The organism is Streptomyces sp. NPDC031426, assembly GCF_055581585.1.
Window position 1 is genome coordinate 93619 of the sequence record NZ_JBVIJE010000009.1, and the last position, 19087, is coordinate 112705.

Genomic DNA, 19087 nt, shown 5'->3' on the forward strand with positions numbered 1-19087 from the left:
CGATGCGTACGCCGCGCCAGCCGTCCCAGCACTCCGCGAATGGCCAGAACTGGTCGTTCATGGATGCTCGCCCTGCTGCGCAGGGTATGTACGACCCCCGCAACGAACACGACGCGTGCGGCGTCGGTTTCGTCGCCACCCTCACCGGCGAGGCGTCCCACACCCTGGTTGAACAGGCACTCACCGTGCTGCGCAACCTGGAGCACCGCGGTGCCACGGGCTCCGAGCCCGACTCGGGCGACGGCGCCGGCATCCTCTCCCAGGTGCCCCACGCCTTCTTCCGCGAGGTGGCCGGATTCGAACTGCCCGCCGCCGGCTCCTACGCCGTCGGTATCGCCTTCCTGCCGGTGGACGGCACCGCCGAGGCCGTATCGCAGATCGAGACGATCGCCGACGAGGAGGGTCTCGCGGTCCTCGGCTGGCGTGAGGTTCCGGTCGCCCCGGAGCTGCTGGGTGCCACCGCCCGCTCCACCATGCCGGTCTTCCGGCAGGTCTTCGTCGCCGACCACGCCAGCGAGGGCATCGCGCTGGACCGCAAGGCCTTCGTGCTGCGCAAGCGCGCCGAGCGCGAGGCCGGTGTCTACTTCCCGTCGCTGTCCGCGCGCACGATCGTGTACAAGGGCATGCTGACCACCGGCCAGCTGGAGCCCTTCTTCCCGGACCTGTCCGACCGCCGCTTCGCCTCCGCGATCGCGCTCGTGCACTCCCGGTTCTCCACGAACACCTTCCCGTCGTGGCCGCTCGCGCACCCGTACCGCTTCGTCGCGCACAACGGTGAGATCAACACCGTCCAGGGCAACCGCAACTGGATGCGCGCCCGCGAGTCGCAGCTGGTCTCCGACCTGTTCGGCGACAAGGGCCTGGACCGCGTCTTCCCGGTCTGTACGCCGGACGCCTCCGACTCCGCCTCCTTCGACGAGGTGCTGGAGCTGCTGCACCTGGGCGGCCGTTCGCTGCCGCACTCGGTGCTGATGATGATCCCGGAGGCGTGGGAGAACCACGACTCCATGGACCCGGCCCGGCGCGCCTTCTACGGCTTCCACTCCACGATGATGGAGCCCTGGGACGGCCCCGCCTGCGTCACCTTCACCGACGGCACCCAGGTCGGCGCCGTGCTCGACCGCAACGGTCTGCGCCCCGGCCGCTACTGGGTCACCGACGACGGTCTCGTCGTCCTCGGCTCCGAGGTCGGCGTCCTCGACATCGACCCGGCCAAGGTCGTCCGCAAGGGCCGGCTGCAGCCCGGCAAGATGTTCCTCGTCGACACCGCCGAGCACCGCATCATCGAGGACGACGAGATCAAGGCCAACCTCGCCGCCGAGAAGCCGTACGCCGAGTGGCTGGAGGCCGGCGAGATCGAGCTGGTCGACCTGCCCGAGCGCGAGCACATCGTCCACACCCACGCCTCGGTCACCCGCCGCCAGCAGACCTTCGGTTACACCGAGGAGGAGCTGCGCGTCATCCTCGCGCCGATGGCCCGCACCGGCGCCGAGCCGATCGGCTCCATGGGCACGGACTCGCCGATCGCGGCCCTGTCCGAGCGCCCGCGGCTGCTCTTCGACTACTTCACCCAGCTGTTCGCGCAGGTCACCAACCCGCCGCTGGACGCGATCCGCGAGGAGTTGGTCACCTCCCTGCGCTCGTCGCTGGGCCCGGAGGGCAACCTGCTCGACCCGACGGCCGCCTCCTGCCGCTCGGTCACCCTGCCCTTCCCGGTGATCGACAACGACGAGCTGGCCAAGCTCATCCACATCAACGCCGACGGCGACATGCCCGGCTTCAAGGCCGCGACCCTGTCCGGCCTGTACCGGGTCTCCGGCGGCGGCGACTCCCTCGCCGCGCGCATCGAGGAGATCTACGCCGAGGCCGACGCCGCCATAGAGAACGGCGCCCGTCTGATCGTCCTGTCGGACCGCCACTCGGACGCCGAGCACGCGCCGATCCCCTCGCTGCTGCTCACCGCGGCCGTCCACCACCACCTCATCCGCACCAAGCAGCGCACCCACGTGGGCCTGCTGGTCGAGGCCGGCGACGTCCGCGAGGTCCACCACGTCGCCCTGCTGATCGGCTACGGCGCCGCCGCCGTCAACCCGTACCTGGCGATGGAGTCGGTCGAGGACCTGCTGCGCGCCGGCACCTTCCTGAACGGCCTGGAGCCGGAGAAGGCCATCAAGAACCTGATCTACGCCCTGGGCAAGGGCGTGCTGAAGGTCATGTCGAAGATGGGCATCTCCACCGTCGCCTCCTACCGCGGCGCCCAGGTCTTCGAGGCCGTCGGCCTGGACGAGGCCTTCGTCGAGAAGTACTTCAACGGCACCGCCACCAAGATCGGCGGCGTCGGCATCGACGTCATCGCCAAGGAGGTCGCCGCCCGCCACGCCAAGGCCTACCCGGCCTCCGGCATCGCGCCGGCGCACCGCGCGCTGGAGATCGGCGGCGAGTACCAGTGGCGCCGCGAGGGCGAGCCGCACCTGTTCGACCCGGAGACGGTCTTCCGCCTCCAGCACTCCACGCGCACGGGTCGCTACGACATCTTCAAGAAGTACACGGACCGCGTGAACGAGCAGTCCGAGCGCCTGATGACGCTGCGCGGCCTGTTCGGTTTCAAGTCCGACCGGCAGCCGATCTCCATCGACGAGGTCGAGCCCGTGAGCGAGATCGTCAAGCGGTTCTCGACGGGCGCCATGTCGTACGGCTCCATCTCCAAGGAGGCGCACGAGACCCTCGCCATCGCCATGAACCAGCTGGGCGGCAAGTCCAACACCGGTGAGGGCGGCGAGGACCCGGAGCGCCTGTACGACCCGGCGCGCCGGTCCGCCATCAAGCAGGTCGCCTCCGGCCGCTTCGGTGTGACCTCGGAGTACCTGGTCAACGCGGACGACATCCAGATCAAGATGGCCCAGGGCGCCAAGCCCGGCGAGGGCGGCCAGCTGCCCGGCCACAAGGTCTACCCGTGGGTCGCGAAGACGCGTCACTCGACTCCGGGCGTCGGCCTGATCTCCCCGCCGCCGCACCACGACATCTACTCCATCGAGGACCTGGCCCAGCTGATCCACGACCTCAAGAACGCCAACCCGGCGGCACGTGTCCACGTGAAGCTGGTGTCGGAGGTCGGCGTCGGCACGGTCGCCGCGGGTGTCTCCAAGGCGCACGCGGACGTGGTGCTCATCTCCGGCCACGACGGCGGTACGGGCGCCTCCCCGCTGACCTCGCTGAAGCACGCGGGCGGCCCCTGGGAGCTCGGCCTCGCCGAGACCCAGCAGACCCTGCTGCTCAACGGCCTGCGCGACCGGATCGTGGTCCAGACGGACGGCCAGCTGAAGACCGGCCGTGACGTGATCATCGCCGCGCTGCTCGGCGCCGAGGAGTTCGGTTTCGCGACCGCGCCGCTCGTCGTCTCCGGCTGCGTGATGATGCGCGTCTGCCACCTGGACACCTGCCCGGTCGGCATCGCCACCCAGAACCCGACGCTGCGCGACCGCTTCTCCGGCAAGGCCGAGTACGTGGTGAACTTCTTCCAGTTCATCGCCGAGGAGGTCCGCGAGCTGCTGGCCGAGCTGGGCTTCCGCTCCATCGAGGAGGCCGTCGGCCACGCCGAGGTGCTGGACGTCGAGCGCGCCGTCGACCACTGGAAGGCCCAGGGCCTGGACCTGGAGCCGCTGTTCCACGTGCCGTCGCTGCCCGAGGGCGCCGTGCGCCACCGGGTGGTCGAGCAGGACCACGGCCTGGAGAAGGCGCTGGACAACGAGCTGATCAAGCTCGCGGCCGACGCCCTGGCCGCGAACGACGCGACCGAGGCCCAGCCGGTGCGCGCCCAGGTCGCCATCCGCAACATCAACCGCACGGTCGGCACCATGCTCGGCCACGAGGTGACGAAGAAGTTCGGTGGCGCGGGTCTGCCCGACGACACCATAGACATCACCTTCACCGGTTCGGCCGGCCAGTCCTTCGGCGCGTTCCTGCCGCGCGGTGTCACGCTGCGCCTGGAGGGCGACGCCAACGACTACGTCGGCAAGGGCCTGTCCGGCGGCCGTATCGTCGTCCGCCCGGACCGGGCCGCCGACCACCTCGCCGAGTTCTCCACCATCGCGGGCAACACCATCGGCTACGGCGCCACCGGCGGCGAGCTGTTCCTGCGCGGTCGTACCGGTGAGCGGTTCTGTGTCCGCAACTCCGGTGCGCTGGTCGTCTCCGAGGGCGTCGGCGACCACGGCTGCGAGTACATGACCGGCGGTCGCGCGGTCGTCCTCGGCCCGACCGGCCGCAACTTCGCCGCGGGTATGTCCGGCGGTGTCGCCTACGTCATCGACCTCGACCGCGACAACGTCAACGCCGGCAACGCCGGGTCGGTCGAGGCGCTGGACGAGGCGGACCAGCAGTGGCTGCACGACGTGGTGCGCCGCCACGCCGAGGAGACCGGCTCGACGGTTGCCGAGAAGCTGCTCGCCGACTGGGAGCAGGCCGTGGCGCGGTTCAGCAAGATCATCCCCAGCACGTACAAGGCAGTGCTCGCCGCCAAGGACGCCGCCGAGCGAGCCGGTCTGACCGAGACCGAGATCACCGAGAAGATGATGGAGGCGGCGATCAATGGCTGACCCGAAGGGCTTCCTGAACCACGGCCGTGAGGTCGCCAAGAGCCGTCCCGTCGGTGAGCGCGTCAAGGACTGGAACGAGGTCTACGTCCCCGGTTCCCTGCTGCCGATCATCAGCAAGCAGGCCAGCCGGTGCATGGACTGCGGCATCCCGTTCTGTCACAACGGCTGCCCGCTGGGGAACCTGATCCCCGAGTGGAACGACTACGCCTACCGCGAGGACTGGTCGGCGGCTTCGGAGCGCCTGCACGCCACGAACAACTTCCCGGAGTTCACGGGCCGCCTCTGCCCGGCTCCGTGTGAGTCGGCGTGTGTGCTCGGCATCAACCAGCCGCCGGTCACCATCAAGAACGTCGAGGTCTCCATCATCGACAAGGCGTGGGACTCGGGCACGGTCGCCCCGCAGATCCCCGAGCGCCTGTCCGGCAAGACGGTCGCGGTCATCGGCTCGGGCCCGTCGGGTCTCGCCGCCGCCCAGCAGCTGACCCGGGCCGGCCACACGGTCGCCGTCTACGAGCGCGCGGACCGCATCGGAGGCCTCCTCCGGTACGGCATCCCCGAGTTCAAGATGGAGAAGCGGCACATCAACCGCCGTATCGAGCAGATGCGCGCGGAGGGCACCCGCTTCCGCACCGGCGTCGAGGTCGGCCGCGACATCAACGCCCGCGACCTGAAGAAGCGCTACGACGCGATCGTGATCGCCGCCGGTGCGACCATGGCCCGCGACCTGCCGGTGCCGGGCCGCGAACTCAAGGGCATCCACCAGGCCATGGAGTACCTGCCCCTGGCCAACAAGGTCCAGGAGGGCGACTACGTCACCGCGCCGATCTCGGCCGAGGGCAAGCACGTCGTCGTCATCGGCGGCGGTGACACCGGCGCGGACTGCGTGGGCACCGCCCACCGGCAGGGCGCTGCCTCGGTCACCCAGCTGGAGATCATGCCCCGCCCGAACGACGAGCGGCACCCGACCAACCAGCCCTGGCCGACCTTCCCGATCCTGTACAAGGTCACCTCGGCCCACGAGGAGGGCGGCGAGCGGATCTACTCCGCCTCCACCACCCACTTCGAGGGCGACGAGGACGGCAACGTGCAGTGGCTGCACCTCGCCGAGGTCGAGTTCGTGGACGGCAAGCTGACCTCCAAGCCGGGCACCGAGCGCAAGATCCCCGCCCAGCTGGTCACCCTCGCCATGGGCTTCACCGGCACCGACCGGGAGAACGGCCTGGTGGAGCAGTTCGGCCTGGAGCTCGACGAACGCGGTAACATCGCCCGCGACGCCGACTTCCAGACCAACGTGCCGGGTGTGTTCGTCGCCGGTGACGCCGGCCGCGGCCAGTCCCTCATCGTGTGGGCGATCGCGGAGGGCCGCTCGGCCGCCCGCGGTGTCGACCGGTTCCTGACCGGTGCCAGCGACCTGCCGGCCCCGATCCGCCCGACCGACCGCGCCCTGGCGGTCTGACGGCACCACGAATAGACGTCCCGTACAACGGCGTACGGAACACCAGACGACGCCTGCCCTGTCCCCGACCGGACGCCTGGGCAGGCGTCGTTGCTTTTCCGCGGGCCGTGCCTACTCGTACCAGACGCCCGTAAGGGGCCCGCGCTCGGTGACGGCCCTCACCCCGGGCGGCAGAGCGGCCTTGCCCAGATCGCCGCGGATGTGCTGGTACAGCGTGGGCGTGGCAGGCCGACGGTCTGGATCCAGCCACGGCCGTGCACATGCCCGGCCGCGATCAGCTCCTCCGCCTGCCCCGGCGGCACCAGATCCTTGCGGTACAGCTGGCTGATCGTCCGGTCGTAGTCGGTGAACTCGAACTCTTCGTCGTCCTCCGGTTCGATGACGAACCACGGGGGCTCGGGCATGGCCGGAGGCGTACGGTCGGTTCGGTGGCCGGACACCTGGTTTTCCCGCGCGCGCTCAGGCCGTCAGGGAGGTCACCTTCATCCAGGTGAGCACCAGCAGCAGCGCCAGCAGGGCCACGCACACGCCCGCCTGGACCAGGGTGCGCCGGCCGTCCCGGGGCGCGTACGCGTAGGCCAGCGTCACCGCTCCGCCCGCGAGCAGGCCGCCGAGGTGGGCCTGCCAGGAGGTCAGCCAGGCGGAGATCACCAGCCAGGCCAGCAGCCCGCCCATGTACTGGTTGACCGCCCGCATGTCGTAGCCGAGGCGACGGCCCATCACGTAGTACGCCGCGCCCAGGCCGAAGATCGCGCCGGACGCGCCGACGGTGAAGGACGTGGGGGCGAGCAGCAGCACCAGCACCGAGCCGCCCAGCGCCGACAGCAGATACAGCGCGAGATAGCGGACCCGGCCCAGCTGTGCCTCGACCACCCGGCCGATGTTCCACAGCGCGAGCATGTTGAACAGGATGTGCGTGATGCCGAACGTGCCCTCGCCGGGCGTCAGATGCAGGAAGGCGCCGGTCAGCAGCCGGTACCACTCGCCGTGCGCGACGCCCTCCGGGAGATAGCCCGCGGGCACGGTGCCGAGCATGGCGAAGCGGTCCTCGATGGACGGCCGTGCCAACTCGGCGAGGTAGGCGAGCACATTGAGCCCGATGAGGACATAGGTCACCAGCGGTACCGTGCTGATCCGGCCGCCGAATGCCGTGCGCGCCTGCCGGACCGACCGCGCGCCCTCCTTCACGCACTCCACGCACTGGTGGCCGACGGCCGCCTCGCGCATGCAGTCCGGGCAGATATAGCGGTCGCAGCGGGTGCAGCGGACGTGGGACTCCACCTTGGGGTGACGAAAGCAGGTGGTGACGGCGGACTCGGCGGTCACGGCCGGCTCCTTGGAGGAAGATCGGGACAGGGCGAGCCGGTGGGGACGGCGGCGAACAAAATAGCGAACTGGTGTGACGGGAGCGACAACAGGGCTCAGTGATCACATATGCTTCCCGGAAATCCGAGGGGGACCATGGCCGCGATCAGTCTGCGCAAGGTGGAGGAGACCGCGCCCGCGCTCGTCGGCGCCTACCGGTCCGCCGGGGTGTCGCTCACCAAGCACGGCCTGGACGGGCTGCGCGCCGCCGTCTACTTGGTGGTCGACTACTCCGGCTCGATGAAGCCGTACTACGCGGACGGCAGTGTGCAGACTCTCGCCGACCGGGTGCTGGGCCTGTCCGCGCACCTGGACGACGACGGCCGGGTGCCGGTCGTGTTCTTCTCCACGGACGTCGACGCGATCACCGACATCGCCCTCGACGACCACGAGGGCAGCGTCGAGCGGATCGTGGCCGGGCTCGGGCACATGGGCAGGACCAGCTACCACCTGGCGATGGACGCCGTCATCGACCACTACCTGGACAGCGGAGCCACCGACCCGGCCCTGGTCGTCTTCCAGACCGACGGCGGCCCGATCAACAAGCTCGCCGCCGAACGCTATCTGTGCAAGGCGGCGGGGCTCCCGCTGTTCTGGCAGTTCGTCGGCTTCGGCGACCCGGGCAGCCGGCAGTTCGAGTTCCTGCGGAAGCTGGACGAGCTGGCCGTACCGGACAAGCGGATCGTGGACAACGCCGGCTTCTTCCACGCCGGCCAGGACCCGCGGCGGGTCTCGGACGCCGAACTGTACGACCGGCTCGTCGGCGAGTTCCCGCGGTGGCTGGCGGCCGCACGCGCCGCGGGCATCGTCCGGTTTCCCTAACGACTGTTTGAAAGAATCGGTGCGTGCCGACCAAGAAGAAGCCCCCGGTGACCGCCGCGGCAGCCCGGCGCGGTGAACTCCTCGGCATCGCCGCCGAGGTCTTCGCCGAGCACGGCTACAACGCCACCACCGTCCGCCGGATCGCCGACCACGCCGGGATGCTCGCGGGCAGCCTGTACTACCACTTCGACTCCAAGGAGTCGATGCTGGAGGAGATCCTGCGGACCTTCCTCGACGAGCTGTGGAACGGCTACGACACCGTCCTCGGCTCCGGGCTCGGGCCCCGCGAGACGCTGGAGGCGCTCGTCACCGAGTCCTTCCGGGAGATCGACCGGCACCGCGCCGCCGTAGCGATCTACCAGAAGGAGAGCAGGCAACTCGTCGCCCAGGAACGGTTCGCGTTCCTCGCCGAGTCGCAGGCCCGGTTCGAGAAGGCATGGCTCGGCACGCTGGAACGCGGGGTCGCCGAGCATGTCTTCCGCGCCGACCTCGACGTCCGCCTCACCTACCGCTTCGTGCGCGACACCGTCTGGGTGGCCGCCTCCTGGTACCGGCCCGGCGGCGGGCACGGCCCCGAGGAGATCGCCCGCCAGTATCTGTCGATGGTGCTGGACGGGATCGCCGTACGCGCATAGCGCGCCGCACGCTCAGCCGGTCAGGCGGGCCGCGGCGGTGCGCTGGCGCTCGCTCATGACGGACAGGAAGCGGATGACGGTCCGCAGCTCGTCCGTGCTGAACTCCTCGCAGGCCTCGACGACGTCCCGTGCCCAGTCCTCGAAGAACCCGGCGAGTTCGGCGATCTTCTCCTGGTTCAGCTCGACCAGCACCCGGCGCTTGTCCGTCGGGTGCTTGACCCGGTGGACGAAGCCCTTGGCCTCCAGCCGGTCTATCAGTCCGGTGACCGAGGCGGGGGCGAGTCCGGTCAGCTCGGCGAGGTCCTTCGCGGTGAGCGGGCCGTGCCGCTGGAGGAGGTCCAGGGTCTTCTCCTCCGTCGCGTTCAGCCCCTGCTTGGCGGCGACGGCCGAGTGGAACATCACCGTGACCCCGCTGTGGACCCGGCCCACCTCCATGAGCTGCGCCAGCGTCTCGGACCGCGCCGCCTCGTCCCGCTTCTCGTCTGCCTTGGCCATGCCCCCAGGCTAACAAGAATTTCGTTCGGTCGAACTAACGACTTGCGGAGGGGGTGGTGTCGGTGCAACTCTTTCGTTAGGCCGAACGAAATAAATTCGGCCGTTCGACATCCGCTGCCGAGGAGCTGAGGAGTCCTCCATGTCCGCAACGCTCACCGACCCCGCCGCCACCACGGCGCAACCCCATCCGCGACGCTGGGCCGCGGCCGTCGTGATGATGATCGCGGCGCTCATGGATCTGCTGGACACCACGATCGTCAACGTGGCCGTGCCGTCGATCAGCCGCGATCTGCACGCCTCGCCGAGCGACCTGCAGTGGACGGTCTCCGCCTACCTGCTGGGCTTCGCCGCCGCCCTGATCGTCTCCGGCCACCTCGGCGACCGAATCGGCCGCCGCCCGCTCTTCCTCGCCGGTACGGCCGGCTTCGGACTGGCCAGTCTCGCCTGCGGGATCGCTCAGTCGCCGGGACAGCTGATCGCGGCACGCGCGGTGCAGGGCGTGCTCGCCGCCGTGCTGGTGCCGCAGGTGATCGGCTCGTTCCGCACCCTCTTCCAGGGCAAGGAGCGCGGGGCCGCCTTCGGGATGTACGGCGCCGTCGCCGGGTTCGCCTCCGCCGTCGGGCTGCTGCTCGGCGGGGTGCTCACGGACGCCGATCTGTTCGGCTGGGGCTGGCGCTCGGTGTTCCTGGTGAACGTGCCGGTGGCCGTGGCGACCTTCGTCGCCGGGCTGCTGCTGGTCCCGGCCACCCGCGAGCGGTCGGCGGGCCGGCCGGACGTCCTGGGCAGCCTGTTGCTGGCCGGCGGCCTGGTCGCGATCGTGCTGCCCCTGGTCCAGGGCCGGGAGAACGGCTGGCCGCTGTGGGGCTGGTTGTGCCTCGGGTCAGGGGCGGCGGCGGTCGTGGGACTCGGGGTGTACGAGGCCCGGCGGCACCGCCCCGGAACGGTGCCCCTGCTGCCCGCCCGCGCCTTCCGGCTCCCCGTGTTCTCCGTGGGCGTGCTCGTCCAGCTGCTGTTCTCCATCGGCATGCAGGGCTTCTTCCTGGTCTTCGCGGTCTGGCTGCAGGCCGGTGAGCGGTACACGCCGATGCAGGCCGGGCTGGTGACGGTGGCCTTCTCGGTCGGCGGTTTCCTCAGCGCGCCCGCCGCGGACGGGCTTGCCGTACGGTACGGGCGGCTGGTGCTCGGCACCGGGGCGCTGCTGATGGCGGGCGGCTTCGGCTGGGTGTGGTCCGTGGTCGACGGCGCGCCGGCCGTGCATGCGGGGGCGTGGCCGCTGGTGCCGGGGCTGGTCGTCGCCGGTGCCGGGCTCGGGTTCCTGGTGGTGCCGCTGGTGAACGTGGTGCTGTCGGCGGTGCCGGGGGATCTGGCCGGCGGGGCGTCCGGGATCTTCTCGACGGCTCAGCAGTTCGGGGGAGCGGTGGGGGCCGCCGTGGTCGGCACGGTGTTCTTCGGCGCCGTCGGGAGGGGGATGACCGGGGCGTTGGGGGACGCGATGCCGTGGGTCGTGGGGGCGTTCGTGGTGTGCGGTGGGTTGTGCGCGGCGCTTCCTCGACGAGCGGCGGCCGAGAACCTCGGCTGACACACCGGGCCACCTGGGGGCTCCCGTCCCCAGACCCCCGCTTGCCCACCCGATCACCCGACCCGGTCGGCTGGAAGGCGAGGTCGAGGGCATCGGGCCCCCGCTGACCGCGCCTTGCGCCGAGCCTCTCGGCCGACCGAGTCGGGTCCTGAGCCTCTCGGCCGACCGAGTCAGGTGGTGGGTGGGCGAGGCCGGGGGTCTGGGGACGGGAGCCCCCAGTGGTGCCGTGAAGTTACGTGTCGCACTCCAGTACCGTCCGGCACAAACCGCACCGCGCCCGTACCCGCCCCTTCACCGGCATCCGGATCCGCTGGTGGCAGGTCGGGCAGGGGAAGGTCACACGGAGGTGGCCGGCGGGGTCGGGGGAGAAGGCGTAGGGGGCCGTCGGCTGGACGACGAAGGCGTGGCGGCGGTCGTGGGCATAGCGGCGCCGCCCCGCCCAGCCGGCCCCGGTCAGCGGCGGTTGCTGTTCGTCCCGGCGGGCCAGGGCCATGCCCTTGACGTACGCGTCGTAGGCCTGCGGGCTGGTGAACCACACCGACGGGTCCTCCTGGAAGAGCAGCGCCCGCTTGGCCAGGACGTAACCGAACTCCTCCGGGGTGAGATAGCCGAGCTTCTGCGAGGAGACCGCGTCCTCCCGGAAGGCGTCCAGCAGCAGCCAGCCCGCACCGAGATACGTCGTCACCGTGTCCGTCAGGATCTCGTTCTGCGGCGTCGCGGGGAAGGAGAGGTCCAGGCGATGCAGATACACGTGCGCCACCTCGTGCGCGAGCGCCGCGCCGATGTCCCGGCGATGGGTGCGGAAACGGTCGTTCAGCTCCACGAAGTACTCGGGGCCCGCCGCCAGTTCGACGTTCGCCGCGTGGGTCATCTCCCGGAAGCCGACGATCAGCCGCGCATCCGGCAGCCGGAAGTGCCGCACGATCTCGCGGGCCACCCGCTGCGCGCCCAGATGCAGGTCGTCGGTGTCGCAGAAGGCCACGTCGGCGGGGAGCACGCTGGTCGAGAAGGTCTGGACGGTGTCGTAGGACAGGCGCCTGTACAGCGCGGTGATGGCGGCCCGCACCGTCTCCAGGTGCGGGTAGCCGTGCTGGACCGGTCCGCCGTTCGCCACGTCCGCACCCCCAAAGACGCCGGAACCCCTCTCCACTGTAGGCGGGACGGGCCGCTGGTCACACGGGCAGGAGACGGGGTGCCGGGCGGTCCGGGTCCGTGTCCTGCAGTTCCAGGACCCAGACCGCGTTCTCGCCCTCCCGCAGCACCGGTCCGGGGACGTACAGGGACCGCTGGGGGCCCACCGACCAGTAGCGGCCCAGGTTGAAGCCGTTGATCCAGACGAACCCGCGGGTCCGGCCGGGCAGCTCCAGCCGGGCGTCCCCGGCCCCGTGGACCGTGACGGTGCCCCGGTACAGCCCCGGTGCGCCCTCATCCGGCAGCGCGCCGAACCGCACCGCGTCCACACCGTCCTCGAACGCGCACAGATCCAGCCCACGCGCGCGTACCCCGTGCAGGAACTGCCGTTCGTGCAGGATCCCGCCGGTGATCCCCTTCGCCTCCCCGAACCGCGGCCCGTAGTTCACCCGCCCGAGGGACTCCACCCACAGCTCCACGCGCGCGGGGCCCGCGACGGGCTCCTTCAGTCGTGGCTCCTCCTCGGTGAGCACCCCGGCCCGCTCGCCGTCGACGTACACCACCGCGAGGTCCCGCAGCCCGCGCAGCGTCAGCGGGTACGGCTGCCGGGGGCCGGGCACGTCCACCTCGTAGCGCACCAGGCCCCGGGTGACGTGCAGTTCCTCGAAGGTGGGCGGCAGGGGGGCGACCCTCTCCGCGCCGCCCAGCGCCTCCAGGACGTCGGCCAGGGGCGCCCAGGCGTCCAGCGTCACCTCCGCCGGGCGGCCCAACGGGGCGGGCATCGGCGGTAGTTCGGGCAGTGGCCCAAAGTGGTGCGTTGCCAGCACCTCGCGGAAGCGCCAGAACTTCTCGGTGGGGCGGCCGTACTCGTCCACGGGGGCGTCGTAGTCGTAGGAGGTCACGTCCGGCTCCAGCGGGCCCTCGTGCAGTTCGCCGCCGCCCCGGTTGGCACCCGCCCAGCCACCGAAACTCGTGCCGCCGTGCGCCATGTAGAGGTTCACCGACGCCCCGCACTCCAGGATCTCCCGCAGCGCCCCGGCGGCCTGCTCCGGGTCCCGTACGACATGCTCGCCGGCCCAGTGGTCGAACCAGCCGCACCAGAACTCCATGCACATCAGCGGGCCCTCGGGGCGGTGGCGGCGCAGCGTCTCGAAGGCCACGCGCGCGTGGGAGCCGAAATTCACCGTGGCGAGCACCCCGGGCAGCGAACCGCCGGTCAGCATGTGGTCCTCGGGGCCGTCGGAGGTGAACAGCGGCACCGTGATCCCCCTGGCGCGCAGCAGACCGGCCAGCGCCTCCAGATAGCCGGTGTCACTGCCGTAACTGCCGTACTCGTTCTCCACCTGCACCAGGATCACCGGGCCGCCGCGGTCGATCTGCCGGGGCGCGATCTCGTGCGTCACATGGTGGAACCAGTGCTCCACGTGGGACAGATATCGCTCGTCACGCGTGCGCACGTGCGTGCCCGGCTCGCCCGTCACCCAGGGCGGCAGTCCGCCGTTCTCCCACTCGGCGCAGATGTAGGGGCCCGGCCGGACGATCGCCCACATCCCGGCCTCCCGGACCGCGTCCAGGAAGCGGCCGAGCGCCTGCACGTCCCGGTAGCCGCCCGGGGCCGGCCGGTGCAGGTTCCAGGGAACGTACGTCTCCACGCAGTTAAGGCCCATCGCCCGGAGCATCGCCAGCCGGTGCCGCCAGTGACCCTCGTGCACCCGGAAGTAGTGCAGCGCCCCGGACAGCAGTCGCACCGGCCGCCCGTCCAGCAGGAAGTCGGATTCCCCCACCGTGAACTCGCTCATGCGCCCAAGCCTCATCTCTTCCGGCGGCCGGCGCCATGGACGAAGATCGGCGCTGCTTGGACAAATCGTCTGGCCGAGTCGTCTGGCCAATCGTCTGGACGAATCGTTTGGACAGAACTCCGCATCTCAGCACGCCCGGGAGGAGCACCGATGTACCGGACTTGGATGCGGTTCTTCAGCCCCGGCCCCGCTCATCACCGCCTCGGTCTGGTCTGCCTCGGCGTGGGCCTCCAGCACGGCGCGCTGCCCACGGTCGGCCCGCGCGCCCTCGATCACCACGTGGCCGTCGTGATCAGCGCGGGCCGTGGCTGGTACCGGGGCGCCGACGGCCGCCGTACGACCGTCATCGCGCCCGCGCTGCTCTGGCTCACCCCCGGCGTGACCCACCACTACGCGCCCGATCCGGACACCGGCTGGGACGAGGGCTTCGTCGACTTCGCCGGGCCCGCCACCACGACGTACACCGAGCTGGGCTACATCGAACCCGAGCGGCCCGTCGTACCGCTCTCCGACGCCGCCGGGCCCCGGGCGGTGGTCGCCCGCATCGCCCGCGCCGCCCGCCGCGGCAACCCGCTGCTGGAGGTGGAGACCGGCGCCGCCGTGCACGAACTCCTCGTCGCCCTGCGCCGCGCCCGCGCCGACCTCGCCCCGGACGGCGACCAGGTGCTCCAGGCACTCGCGCGGGACGCCTGCACGCCGATGAGCGTCGCCGACCACGCGCGCGTGCACGGCATGACCGCCGCCGAGCTGCGCAGTGCCGTTCGCCGGGCCGCGGGCTGCAGCCCCAAGGACTACGTGCTCGGCATCCGCCTCGGCCGTGCCAAGGAACTCCTCGCCGCCACCGAACTGCCGGTCGCCGCCGTCGCGCGCCGCGTCGGCTACGAGGACCCCGCGTACTTCTCGCGGCTGTTCACCCGCCGGGTGGGCCTCGCTCCGGTCCGCTTCCGCGCCCAGCAGGGCCGCAGTGTGCCCGGCGGCTGGAGCGACCGCGTACCGGAACCGGACGATCCGCCTATGATCCACTCTCCGGACAGCCCGGAGGGCCGGCCCGGGGAACCCATAGGGTGACCTGCATGACCACCAGCAACACCGGAACCGGTGACGTGGACCCCGGGGTCCGCCAGGAACTGGAGCGGCTGCGCGACAGTATCGACAACATCGACGCGGCCGTCGTACACCTGCTCGCCGAGCGGTTCAAGGCCACCCAGCAGGTCGGCCGGCTCAAGGCCGTGCACCAACTGCCGCCCGCGGACCCGGCCCGCGAGGCCCGCCAGATCGCGCGACTGCGCCGCCTCGCCGAGAACGCCAAGCTCGACCCGGCCTTCGCCGAGAAGTTCCTGAACTTCATCATCGCGGAGGTGATCCGCCACCACGAGCGCATCGCCGAGGACACCGCCAACGGACAGCAGACGGACGACTGACCCCGGACGGGGACCGGTCGGCGGGCGCGGAGGGTCGGGGCCCGCTGGCGGCACGGGCGGTCAGGAACGAGCCCGGAGTGGACAGGAATGGTCTGGAGTGCGCGGAGACCAGCCCAGCCCGGCCAGGGGGAGTCGGTGGCGGGAGGGCGAGGGGGCAGGCAGGGCAGCCGGGGCGCGGGGTGGTGAGCCGGACATATGTCGTGAACCCGCCCACCCCCTGTGCGCTGTCAGCGCGATCAGGCAGCATGGCCTGCATGTCCGTACTCACGCGCGATGAAGCGCAGCTCCGAGCACAGCTCCTCGACGTCCACCGCTACACGGTCGAACTGGACCTCACGACCGGGGACGAGACCTTCGACTCCCGCACTGTGATCCGGTTCACCGCGCGGTCCGCCGGGGACACGTTCGTGGAGCTGAAGCCCGCCGAGTTGCGCGCCGTCACGCTCGACGGGGACCCCCTCGACCCCGAGTCGCTCGACGACGGCCGGCTGGCGCTGAAGAACCTGTCCGCCGGGGAGCACGAGCTGCGCGTCGACGCGGCCATGCGCTACTCCCGCACCGGCGAGGGCATGCACCGCTTCACCGACCCCAGCGACGGCGAGACGTACGTCTACACCCAGATGTTCATGGACGACGTCCAGCGCGTCTTCGCCGCCTTCGACCAGCCCGACCTCAAGGCCGTCTTCGAGGTCTGCGTGAGGGCGCCCGAGGGCTGGACCGTGCTCGCCAACGGCATCACCGAACAGCGCGCCGACGGCGTCTGGCAGGCCGCGCCCACCCCGCTGATCTCCACCTACCTCGTCGCCGTAGCCGCCGGCCCCTGGCACTCGGTGCGCACCGAGCACCGCGGACTGCCCTTCGGCATCCACTGCCGCCGCTCCCTCGCGCCCCACCTGGAGGCCGACGCCGAGGAGATCCTCGACGTCACACGCGCGTGCTTCGACCGCTACCACGAGAAGTTCGAGGAGCCGTACCCCTTCGACTCCTACGACCAGGCGTTCGTCCCCGAGTTCAACGCGGGCGCCATGGAGAACCCGGGCCTGGTCACCTTCCGCGACGACTTCGTCTACCGCTCCGCCGTCACCGACGCCGAGCGGGAGACCCGCGCCATGGTCATCGCCCACGAGATGGCCCACATGTGGTTCGGCGACCTCGTCACCCTCAAGTGGTGGGACGACATCTGGCTGAACGAGTCCTTCGCCGAGTACATGGGCTACCAGACCACCGCCGAGGCCACCCGCTTCACCGGCCCCTGGACCGAGTTCGGCGTCACCCGCAAGGCCTGGGGCTACGACGCCGACCAGCGGCCCACCACCCACCCGGTCGCCCCCGAGAAGGTCGACGACACGGCCTCCGCGCTGCTCAACTTCGACGGCATCTCCTACGCCAAGGGCGCCTCCGCGCTGCGCCAACTCGCCGCCTGGCTCGGCGAGAAGGACTTCCTCGCCGGTATCAACACCCACTTCGCCCGGCACCGCTTCGGCAACGCCACCCTCGCCGACTTCATCGACTCCCTCGCCTCCGCCACCGAGCGCGACGTGCCCGCCTGGGCCGACAGCTGGCTGCGCACCACCGGCGTGGACCGGCTCACCCCCGTCGTCGCCGTCGCCGACGGAACCTGTGCGCTGACCGTCGACCGCACGGGCAGCCGCCCGCACCGCCTCACCGCCGGCCTGTACGACCACGACGTCGCCGACGAGGGCCGGCTGGTGCTGCGCGAGCGCCTCGACCTCGACGTCCCCCAGACCGCCCCGCAGCCCATCGGCAAGCGCCCCGCGCTGCTCGTGCTCAACGACGGCGACCTCACCTACGCCAAGGTCCGCTTCGACACCGAGTCCTTCGAGACGGTCCGCGCCGGCCTGTCGGGCCTGCCCGACCCGCTCACCCGCGCGGTCGTCTGGAACGCCCTCAGGGACGCCGTACGCGACGGCGAACTGGCGCCCGCCGCCTACCTGGAGACGGCCCGCGCCCACCTCCCGAGGGAGACCGACCTCGCCCTGGTCCAGGGTGTCCTCGCCTTCGCCTCCGGACAGATCGCCGACCAGTACCTCAGGCCCGAGGACCGTCCGGCCGCCCTCGCGACCCTCACCGCGCTCTGCCGCGACCTGCTGCGGCGCACCGAGGACGGCGATCACCCGGGCCTGCGCCTGATCGCGGTACGGCACCTGATCTCCGTGGCCGCCCACCCCGACACCATCGCCGCCTGGCTCGCCGACGGCACGGTGCCCGGCGGGCCGGAACTCGACCCCGAGCTGCGCTGGCGCATCCTCGGCCGGCTCGCCGTGCTCGGCGCCACCGACGAGGCCGCCATCGCCGCCGAGTTGGAGCGCGACCCGAGCGCCACCGGCCAGGAGGGCGCCGCCCGCTGCCGTGCCGCCCTGCCCGACCCCGAGGCAAAGCGGACGGCCTGGGAGGCGATGTTCGCCGGCGACGACCTGTCCAACTACCTCTTCACGGCCACCGCCCAGGGCTTCTGGCAGCCCGAACAGGCCGATCTGGTACGGCAGTACGTGCCGCGCTTCTACTCGGACGCGGTCGCCGTCAGCGCCCGCCGGGGCCCGGCCATCGCGCAGGCGGTCGGCCGCTGGGCCTTCCCCGCCCACGCCGTCGACGCCGAGAACGTGCGCCTCGGCGAGGCCTGTCTGCGCGACGCCGACCCCACCCCCGCCCTGCGCCGCACCCTCGCCGACCGCCTCGACGACCTGGCCCGCGCCCTGCGGGTGCGCGGCGCGCAGACGGAGGAGGCGCAGGCGGCACGGGCGGAGTAGGTCCGCCGGCGCAGGGCGCGGCTGGTACCCGCCGACGATGCCGCGGTCCGGATCGTCCCCCTAGGCTCGAGCTGTCAGGAACGATCAGCCGAGCCTTCGGAGGAACCTTCCGTGATCGTAGTGACCGGCGCAACCGGCAATGTCGGCCGTGCCCTCGTCGACCGTCTCCTCGCCGCGGGCCGGCCCGTGCGGGCGCTCACCCGCGACCCGCAGCGGGCCGCCCTGCCCGCCGGCGCCGAGGTGGTCCGGTTCCGGCCGGACGACCCTGCCGCCCTGTTCGGCGGGGCGACGGCCCTCTTCCTGTACGCACAGGCGGGCACGCCCGACCTCCTCGAGGCCGCCCGCGCCCACGGCGTACGGCACGTCGTGCTGCTCTCCAGCGGCATCGTCCAGGAGGGCGCCGACGAGACCCACCCCATCCACGTCATGCACGCCACCGCGGAACAGCAGATCCGCGCCAGTGGGCTCGACTGGACCTTCCTGCGGCCCAACGCCTTCGCCACCAACGCCCTGCAGTGGGTGCCGCAGATCCGCGCCGGGAACACCGTCCGGGGCCTGTTCGCGGACGGGCTGTCCGCACCCATCCACGAGGACGACATCGCGGCCGTGGCCGAGCGGGTGCTGCTCGACGGCGGACACGAGAACGCCGTGCACCGGCTGACCGGTCCCGCGGCGATCACCAACGCCGGACAGGTCGCGGCGATCGGCGCGGCCGTCGGCAAGGAGCTGACCTTCGTGGAGACCGACCCCCGCGAGGCCGGCCCCGAGCTGTTCCCGCACGTCCCGCCGCACATGCTCGAACGGCTCCTGCAGACCTTCGAGGAGACGGTGGGCGTACCGCCGGAGATCACCGACACGGTGGAGAAGCTGACCGGCGTTCCGGCCCGCACGTTCGCCCAGTGGGCGCGGGACCACGCGGAGGACTTCGGCGGAAAGGCCTGAGCACGTTCTTCCGCCGTACCCACTTTCGGGTTCCGATCGTTGAGCTTTCGGGACACACAGGGCGCTTCCGGTACAAGCT

The 19087-nt window shown here is 71.3% G+C and carries 14 protein-coding genes; 9 read left to right on the forward strand and 5 right to left on the reverse strand.

Going from position 1 to position 19087, the window contains the following annotated elements:
- The first annotated feature begins 2 nt into the window (after positions 1-2).
- Both gltB and ACZ5NH_RS20335 read left to right on the forward strand, forming a co-directional pair.
- Positions 3-4595 carry a glutamate synthase large subunit gene (gene gltB / locus ACZ5NH_RS20330; RefSeq protein ID WP_468777051.1) on the forward strand — a complete coding sequence of 1531 codons (4593 nt, stop codon included), beginning with the start codon at positions 3-5 and terminating at the stop codon, positions 4593-4595.
- A complete protein-coding gene (locus ACZ5NH_RS20335) occupies positions 4588-6051 on the forward strand; it encodes a glutamate synthase subunit beta (protein ID WP_388621331.1) in 1464 nt (487 codons plus the stop codon). Before gltB ends, ACZ5NH_RS20335 begins: the two co-directional genes overlap by 8 nt.
- Positions 6052-6209: 158 nt before the next feature.
- Here the strand turns inward: ACZ5NH_RS20335 and ACZ5NH_RS20340 are convergent, their stop codons facing one another.
- Together ACZ5NH_RS20340 and ACZ5NH_RS20345 are read right to left on the reverse strand one after the other, a co-directional pair.
- Positions 6210-6455, reverse strand: a complete 246-nt coding sequence (locus ACZ5NH_RS20340; RefSeq protein ID WP_468777053.1) for a hypothetical protein — start codon at positions 6453-6455, stop codon at positions 6210-6212.
- A 55-nt stretch (positions 6456-6510) separates the two neighbouring features.
- On the reverse strand, positions 6511-7377 hold the full coding sequence (locus ACZ5NH_RS20345; RefSeq protein WP_388621327.1) for a rhomboid family intramembrane serine protease: 867 nt from the start codon (positions 7375-7377) through the stop codon (positions 6511-6513).
- A gap of 135 nt (positions 7378-7512) precedes the next feature.
- Here ACZ5NH_RS20345 and ACZ5NH_RS20350 point away from each other — a divergent pair, with 135 nt between their 5' ends.
- Both ACZ5NH_RS20350 and ACZ5NH_RS20355 read left to right on the forward strand, forming a co-directional pair.
- Complete coding sequence (locus tag ACZ5NH_RS20350; protein ID WP_388621325.1) at positions 7513-8238, forward strand: vWA domain-containing protein; 726 nt, start codon at positions 7513-7515, stop codon at positions 8236-8238.
- A 23-nt stretch (positions 8239-8261) separates the two neighbouring features.
- Positions 8262-8873, forward strand: coding sequence for a TetR/AcrR family transcriptional regulator (locus ACZ5NH_RS20355; protein WP_468777055.1), 612 nt, complete (start codon positions 8262-8264; stop codon positions 8871-8873).
- Between the two features lie 12 nt (positions 8874-8885).
- Here the strand turns inward: ACZ5NH_RS20355 and ACZ5NH_RS20360 are convergent, their stop codons facing one another.
- Entirely contained in the window at positions 8886-9368 is a 483-nt protein-coding gene (locus ACZ5NH_RS20360; RefSeq protein WP_468777057.1) for a MarR family winged helix-turn-helix transcriptional regulator, read from the reverse strand.
- 139 nt (positions 9369-9507) lie between these two features.
- Here ACZ5NH_RS20360 and ACZ5NH_RS20365 point away from each other — a divergent pair, with 139 nt between their 5' ends.
- On the forward strand, positions 9508-10947 hold the full coding sequence (locus ACZ5NH_RS20365; protein WP_468777059.1) for an MFS transporter: 1440 nt from the start codon (positions 9508-9510) through the stop codon (positions 10945-10947).
- Positions 10948-11179: 232 nt separating this feature from the next.
- Here the strand turns inward: ACZ5NH_RS20365 and ACZ5NH_RS20370 are convergent, their stop codons facing one another.
- Together ACZ5NH_RS20370 and ACZ5NH_RS20375 are read right to left on the reverse strand one after the other, a co-directional pair.
- Positions 11180-12061 carry a hypothetical protein gene (locus ACZ5NH_RS20370; protein ID WP_468777061.1) on the reverse strand — a complete coding sequence of 294 codons (882 nt, stop codon included), beginning with the start codon at positions 12059-12061 and terminating at the stop codon, positions 11180-11182.
- 58 nt (positions 12062-12119) lie between these two features.
- The gene (locus tag ACZ5NH_RS20375; RefSeq protein WP_468777063.1) at positions 12120-13877 is read right to left on the reverse strand and encodes a glycoside hydrolase family 35 protein; all 1758 of its coding nucleotides are present in this window, start codon (positions 13875-13877) and stop codon (positions 12120-12122) included.
- A 150-nt stretch (positions 13878-14027) separates the two neighbouring features.
- Here ACZ5NH_RS20375 and ACZ5NH_RS20380 point away from each other — a divergent pair, with 150 nt between their 5' ends.
- The 4 genes from ACZ5NH_RS20380 (at position 14028) to ACZ5NH_RS20395 (ending at position 19008) form a co-directional block, all read left to right on the forward strand.
- Positions 14028-14945, forward strand: coding sequence for a helix-turn-helix domain-containing protein (locus ACZ5NH_RS20380; RefSeq protein ID WP_468777065.1), 918 nt, complete (start codon positions 14028-14030; stop codon positions 14943-14945).
- A gap of 5 nt (positions 14946-14950) precedes the next feature.
- Positions 14951-15298 carry a chorismate mutase gene (locus ACZ5NH_RS20385; RefSeq protein ID WP_388621315.1) on the forward strand — a complete coding sequence of 116 codons (348 nt, stop codon included), beginning with the start codon at positions 14951-14953 and terminating at the stop codon, positions 15296-15298.
- A 254-nt stretch (positions 15299-15552) separates the two neighbouring features.
- Positions 15553-18066: an aminopeptidase N gene (gene pepN / locus ACZ5NH_RS20390; protein WP_468777067.1), complete on the forward strand. Its 2514-nt coding sequence runs from the start codon at positions 15553-15555 to the stop codon at positions 18064-18066.
- Between the two features lie 111 nt (positions 18067-18177).
- Complete coding sequence (locus ACZ5NH_RS20395; RefSeq protein WP_468777068.1) at positions 18178-19008, forward strand: NAD(P)H-binding protein; 831 nt, start codon at positions 18178-18180, stop codon at positions 19006-19008.
- The last annotated feature ends 79 nt before the right edge of the window (positions 19009-19087 follow it).